The sequence below is a fragment of the Kaistia granuli DSM 23481 genome (genome assembly GCF_000380505.1).
In the GTDB taxonomy this organism is placed as follows: Bacteria; Pseudomonadota; Alphaproteobacteria; order Rhizobiales; family Kaistiaceae; genus Kaistia; species Kaistia granuli.
Genome location: NZ_AQYH01000002.1, coordinates 253,136 through 259,475 on the forward strand (window position 1 = coordinate 253,136; position 6,340 = coordinate 259,475).

The 6,340-nt window shown below is 65.0% G+C and carries 3 protein-coding genes; all 3 read right to left on the reverse strand.

Translation table 11 applies throughout. From position 1 onward, the window contains the following. Nucleotides 1-72 precede the first annotated feature (72 nt). Entirely contained in the window at nt 73-1,314 is a 1,242-nt protein-coding gene (gene chrA / locus G342_RS0102305) for a chromate efflux transporter (protein ID WP_018181491.1), read from the reverse strand. Between the two features lie 64 nt (nt 1,315-1,378). After that, nucleotides 1,379-4,468, reverse strand: a complete 3,090-nt coding sequence (locus tag G342_RS0102310) for an efflux RND transporter permease subunit (RefSeq protein WP_018181492.1) — start codon at nt 4,466-4,468, stop codon at nt 1,379-1,381. Further along, nucleotides 4,465-5,673 carry an efflux RND transporter periplasmic adaptor subunit gene (locus tag G342_RS22980; RefSeq protein ID WP_018181493.1) on the reverse strand — a complete coding sequence of 403 codons (1,209 nt, stop codon included), beginning with the start codon at nt 5,671-5,673 and terminating at the stop codon, nt 4,465-4,467. Before G342_RS22980 ends, G342_RS0102310 begins: the two co-directional genes overlap by 4 nt. Between the last annotated feature and the right edge of the window lie 667 nt (nt 5,674-6,340).

A 6,340-nucleotide genomic window follows, 5' to 3' on the forward strand; every position in this document is an offset into this window, starting at 1 on the left:
CGCCGAGCAGCCGCGATCGCATCGCCCTGCGCAGCCGCCAAAGTGACCCCACACTTCTCCGGCCAGCCCGACCTAGATCCCTGAAATCAGCCAGCCGCCGAAGGCCGCGCATAGCACCACGATCCAAGCCGGCCATCGAGCCAGGACGAGTAGTCCGTAGCAGACAGCGGCCAGCAGCAGATCGCGCGGGCCATGGATCGCCGTCGTGATCACCGGATCGTAGAGTGCGGCCGCCAGCAAGCCAACGACAGCGGCATTGACGCCGGCAAGCGCGCGGCGGACCCGCGCGACCTGTCTCAGCGACCGCCAGAACGGCATGACGCCGACAACGAGCAGCATCGCCGGCGCGAACAGGGCCAGCACTGCCAGCCCCGCGCCTGTCACGGGATCCGGCAGACCGGCGGCGACACCGATCCAAGCCGACAGGCTGAATAACGGACCGGGCATTGCCTGCGCCGCGCCATAACCCGCAACGAAAGCCCGATCGGTGATGAAGCCGGGTGCCACCACGGCGTCCTGCAGCAGCGGCAGCACAACATGGCCGCCGCCAAACACAAGCGCTCCCGACCGATAGAGACCGCTGAACAACGCCAGTTCGGCGGATGAGGTGACCCGCGCCAGCAAGGGCAGCCCGAGCAGCAGCAGAGCGAACAGCAGGAGGCTCACGACGCCGAACCCGCGCGATATTCCAGGATGCGACGGGACGCCCCTCACCGGGCTCGCCGCCGGACCGAACGCATATCCGGCAAGTCCGCCGAGGACGAGAATGCCTATCTGCGCCAGACTTCCCGGCACCAGCATCGCGATCACCGTTGCCCCGACGGCGATGCTCGCCAGCAGAGTGCCCCGGGCCAGCGACATCGCCATGCCGCGGACAGCCTCGGCTACGACCGCCACCGCGACGATCGCCAGGCCCGACAGCATGCCGGCATCGAGCGTGTCGCCGCCAGCCGCGAAGCCGAATGCCAGCAGCGCCATCAGAACGGCCGACGGGAGCGTGAAACCGACGAAAGCCGCCACCCCGCCCCGCAAACCGGCCTTTTCGAGGCCGATCGCCATGCCTACCTGGCTCGAAGCCGGCCCGGGCAGGAACTGGCAGAGCGCGACCAGATCGGCGAAGGCGGCTTCGTCGAGCCAGCGCAGGCGGCGGACAAAGCGCTCGCGGAAATAGCCTATATGGGCCACCGGCCCGCCGAAGGACGTTAGGCCGAGACGCAGAAATTCAAGGAAGACGGTCCCGACCGCGGCCGGCATCGCGGACGGCGTGGCGTCCGGCTCGGTGTCCAGGTGAGATCGATCCATCATGGCTGTCATAATGGCACCGCCTTCATGACAGCCAAAAGAAAACGGCGCCCTCGGGCGCCGTTTTCCTGGAGTTTCAGTGAGCCGTCGCCGGCTCCGGACCTCCGGTCGCGACCGGTGCCTCGCTGTCGTCGTCCTCGCGCTTGGCATGCGCGCTGGAGAGATAGGTGTAGAACATCGGCACAACGAACAGCGTGAAGACGGTGCCGATCGACATGCCGGTCGCGATGACCAGGCCCATCGAGAAGCGGGCCTTGGCGCCGGCGCCCTCCGCGAACAGCAGCGGCACCACGCCGAACACCATGGCGGCCGTCGTCATCAGGATCGGGCGCAGGCGAACCCGCGCCGCCTCGACGATTGCGTCATGGCGGTTGAGGCCGCGTTCCTCGCGCTGCTGATTGGCAAATTCCACCATCAGGATGCCGTGCTTGGTGATCAGTCCGACCAGTGTGATCAGCCCCACCTGCGAGTAGATGTTCAGCGACGCGGCGCCCAGGTTGAGCGGGATCAGCGCGCCGAAGATCGAAAGCGGCACCGACATCATGATGATGAGCGGATCGCGGAAACTCTCGAACTGCGCCGCCAGCACCAGATAGATCACGACGATGGCGAGGCCGAACACGATCAGCAGCGAATTGCCGGTCTCGAGCTCGGTGCGCGACTGGCCTGCATACTCAATGAAGTAGTTCGGCGGCAGCACCTCGCTTGCGATTTGCTGGAGCGCAGCGAGGCCATCGCCCGATGTCACCGTCGGCCGAGGCAGGGCCGCCAGCGTCGCCGAATTCAGCTGGTTGAACTGCTCGATCGCCGGCGCAGAACCGACCGTGTTGATCGAGACCACCGACGACAGCGGCACCATGTCGCCCGACTGCGACCGCACGAAGAACGTGCCGAGGCTTTCGGGATTGAGCCGGTACTTCTCCGGCACCTGGGTAATGATGTCGTAGGCCCGAGCCTCGCGGTCGAACTTCGAGATGCCGTTCTCGCCGACGAGCAGCGTCAGCGTGTTACCGATCTCGGCCACCGAGACGCCGAGCGCGGCGGCGCGGTTGCGGTCGATCACGACATTCACCTTCGGCGTATCGAAGGAGAGCGAGTTCTGCACGACGATGAACTTGCCCGACGCCATGGCCCGGTTCTTGATCTCCTCCGCCACGGCGTAGACACGATCAGCCGGCTCGGTCGACTGGATGACGAACTGGATCGGCAAACCGCCGCCGGTGCCCGGAAGCGACGGCACGGCGAACACGAAGGCCTGCACGCCCGCCACCTTGTCGAGACGCGCCTGCACTTCAGCCTGCACCTCAGGCTGCGAACGCGTGCGCTCCGCCCAGGGCTTCAGCACGAGGCCGGAAAAGGCCGAATTAGCGGAGCCACTGCCGGCGATCGAGAACAGCGCCTCCCGCTCGGGGATGTCGGCCGTCTTGCCGGCGATCTCGTCGACATAGAGCTGCGTATAATCGATCGTCGCATATTGCGGCGCCGTGATCAGGGTGAACATGGCGCCCTCGTCTTCCTCCGGCGCCAGTTCGGTCGCCGTGTTGAGGAACAGGAACACCATGGTTCCGAAGATCGCAGCCACCATCATCAGCGTGACCGGACGCACCTTCAGCGACCCGACGAGACGCCGCGCATACCAATTGCCGAAGCGATCGAACACCCGGTCGATGAAATGCTGGATGCGTCCGCCACCCGGCTTCAGGATCCGCGCCGACATCATCGGCGAGACCGTCAACGCCACGATGCCCGACAGGATCACCGCGCCGGCGAGCGTCAGCGAGAACTCGCGGAACAGCGCGCCGGTGACGCCCTGCGTAAAGGCCATCGGCGCATAGACCGCCGCCAGCGTGATCGTCATCGCGATGACGGCGCCGGTGATCTCCTGCATGCCGACGATCGCCGCCCGCATCGGTTTCAGCCCCTCCTCGATGTGGCGATGGATGTTCTCCACCACGACGATCGCGTCGTCGACGACAAGGCCGATCGCCAGCACCATGGCGAGGAGCGTCAGCGTATTCAGCGAATAGCCGAGCGCCCAAAGGATGAAACAGACGCCGATCAGCGATAGCGGGATCGTGACAATCGGGATAATGACCGAGCGGAACGAGCCGAGGAACAGGAAGATGACGACGACGACGATCGCCGACGCTTCCAGAATCGTCCGCACCACTTCCTCGATCGACGCGCTGATCGCCTCGGTCGAATCGTAGACGAGCTCGATATGCATGCCTTCCGGCAGCGTCTTGGCGATCAGCGGCAATTCCTTGCGCACACCCGTCGCCACGTCGAGCGGATTCGCCGACGGGGTCTGGAAGATGCCCAGGAACACGCCTTCCTGGCCGTTGAACCGCACTTCCGTATCGGTGGAGGCGGCCGCCAGCTCGATCGAGGCGACATCGCGCAACCGCACGATCTCGTCGCCATTCGAGCGGATCGGCAAGGCGCCGAACGTCTCGGGATCCTGCAGCGTCGTCTTCGCCTCGATCGAATAGGCGTAGAACTCGTTCTTCGTCTTGCCCGGTGCCGACAGGAAGTTCGATCCTTTGATCGCCGTCATCACGTCCGTCGCCGTCACGCCGCGCGAGGCGAGCGCGACGGGATCGATCCAGACGCGCATGGCAAATTCCTGCGCACCGAGGATCTCGGCATTGGCGACACCGTCGACCGTGGCGAAGCGGGGCTGGATCACGCGGATCAGGTAGTCGGTCAGCTGTTGCGGATTCATCGTCTCACTGCGGGCAGCGAGATACATCAGCGCGAACTGGAAGCCGGTGCCCTTCTGGATCACCGGATCCTCGGCCTCGTCGGGCAGTTGGCCGCGGACCTGCTGGACCTTGGCGATGACTTCCGTCAGCGCCTTGTCGGGATCGGTGTTCAGCCGCATGTAGACGGAGACCGTCGACACGCCGAGCGAGCTCTTGGAGGTGACGTAGTCGACGCCTTCCGCCGACGACACCGACTTGGCGATCGTCGAGGTGATGAAGCCCTGGATGACGTCCGCGCTGGCGCCCGGATAGATCGTCGTCACCGTCACCACGGTCTCGTCGACCTTCGGATATTGCCGGATCGACATGGAGAGGATGCCCTGCGCGCCCAGCAGCAGGATCATCAGGCTGACGACGGTCGCAAGGACCGGTCGCCGAATGAAGAGTTCGGAGAAGCTCATGACTTGGAAGCCTCCGGGTTCGCCGTGGCGCCCTTGACCGGCTGGACCGAATTGTCGATGGCGACGGAACTACCGCTCGACAGCTTGTTCTGGCCCGAAGTGACGATCCGCATGCCGGGCTTCACGCCCTCGACGATCTCGATCATGTCGCCGGAGCGACGACCGGGCGTGACGAAGATCTGCTTGGCGACAAGCCCTGGCCCCGCAGTGGCCGGAGCCGGCTTGGCCTCCTCCGCTTTTCCGGCCTCCGCCTTGGCAGGGTCGGCCGGCGCCGCGGCGGCTGCCGCCGGCGCGTCCTCGACGGCATAGACATAGGCGCCATAGAGGCTGATCGTCACGGCGGTCTGCGGCAGCGCGATCACATTGTCCTCGACCGGCAGGTCGACGCGCACGCGGATGAACTGACCCGGACGCAGCGTGCCGTCGGGATTGTCGAGGATCGCCTGCACCGTGACGAGCCGCGAGGCTGCGTCGATCTTCGGGTCGATGCCGGTGATCGTACCCTTGAAGCCGAGATCATCTTCCTTCAGGCCGAAGCGGGCCGTCTGGCCGATCTTCAGAGAGCCGAGCTCCTGCTCCGGCACCGTGAAGTTTACCTTCATCTTGTCGAGATTCTGCAGCGTCGCGACGACCGTTCCCGGCTGCGCATACTGACCGACATCAATCTTCGGAATACCGATCGTGCCGGCGAAGGGAGCCTTGATTGCCTTCTGGTCGAGCGTCGCCTCGAGCTGCTGGAGCGCGCCCTTGGCCTTGTCGAGATTGTTCTGCGCGTCCTGCAGCGACGCGACGGTGCTGACATTGCGCTGCAACAGCGCCTGAGCGCGGCTCAAGGCGTCCTGGCTGACGGCAACCGCCGTATTGGCGCTGACGAGGCCGGCGCGCTCGACGGCATCGTCGATCTGCACCAACAGCTGGTCCTTCTCGACCTTGTCGTTCGCCTTGAACAGGATCTTTTCGATGATGCCACCCGCCTGGACCGCGACATCGACGCCTTCCGAAGCGGCGGCCGTGCCGACGGCCTCGATGCCCGGCGTCCACTGCGCCGGCTCAACCGTGACGGCCGAAATCGTGACGACCGGCGCCTGCATGGTGGCGAAGAACTGCTCGATCATCTTGTTGCGGAAGAAATTGAACCAGATCAGACTGCCACAAATCGCCACGACGACGATCAGCAGGATCGCTGCAAGGATGAAGCGCTTCATGTTTGGCAATCCAATAAGGCGCGGAGCGCGTCGGGGGACGGACTGGCGCATGGCAAAAAACAAAGGTCGCGGAGACGCGCCACTCAGGCGTGTTTCCTCGATCCTCGGTGCGGAATTAGTGTACCGGGCGTACAGAACTGTCAACGCGCCTTAGGGAAGGTGCTGTGCTTAGCCAAGCTATCGTGCCTCGACGGCAACACCGGTCGGGCCCCTCCCCGCCTCCCCGCCTCCCCAGGTGCCCTGGCGGACGGCCGAGCGGCCTTGCCTGGCCGCCGTCTCGCGAGGAGACCGAGCGAACCCGCCCCTCGTCCGCATCCGCGTCCGATTTGGGGATAGGTCGTGGCGCTGGGTGGCGTCAAGCTCGGGCCGAGGCAGGGCTGGAGCGTGGACTTGAGCCCCGGACCTGGGACCTGGGACTTGAACCACGAGCTCGGGCGGCACGCCTGCCGATGCAGCCGAAAGAATCGTCGTATCTGCTTTGGCAGACGAGGGTCTGGTCGCTCGAGCGTCCCGACGGCCTGTCCTCGTCCGGCTTGCCGCTGCGCGCTCTTCGCGTCTTCTCGGCCTTTGCTTGTTCATTTGGTGTTGTTTGAACGCAAAAACCCCGCCGGCGAGGGTACGCGCGGCGGGGTTTTTGTTTGTGTTTCATCGTGAAGAGAATTTTTCG

Excerpts from the sequence above, each read along its gene's own strand:
- chrA (WP_018181491.1), bottom strand. The coding sequence starts at position 1,314 with ATGACAGCCATGATGGATCGATCTCACCTGGACACCGAGCCGGACGCC.
- G342_RS0102310 (WP_018181492.1), bottom strand. The coding sequence starts at position 4,468 with ATGAGCTTCTCCGAACTCTTCATTCGGCGACCGGTCCTTGCGACCGTC.
- G342_RS22980 (WP_018181493.1), bottom strand. The coding sequence starts at position 5,673 with ATGAAGCGCTTCATCCTTGCAGCGATCCTGCTGATCGTCGTCGTGGCG.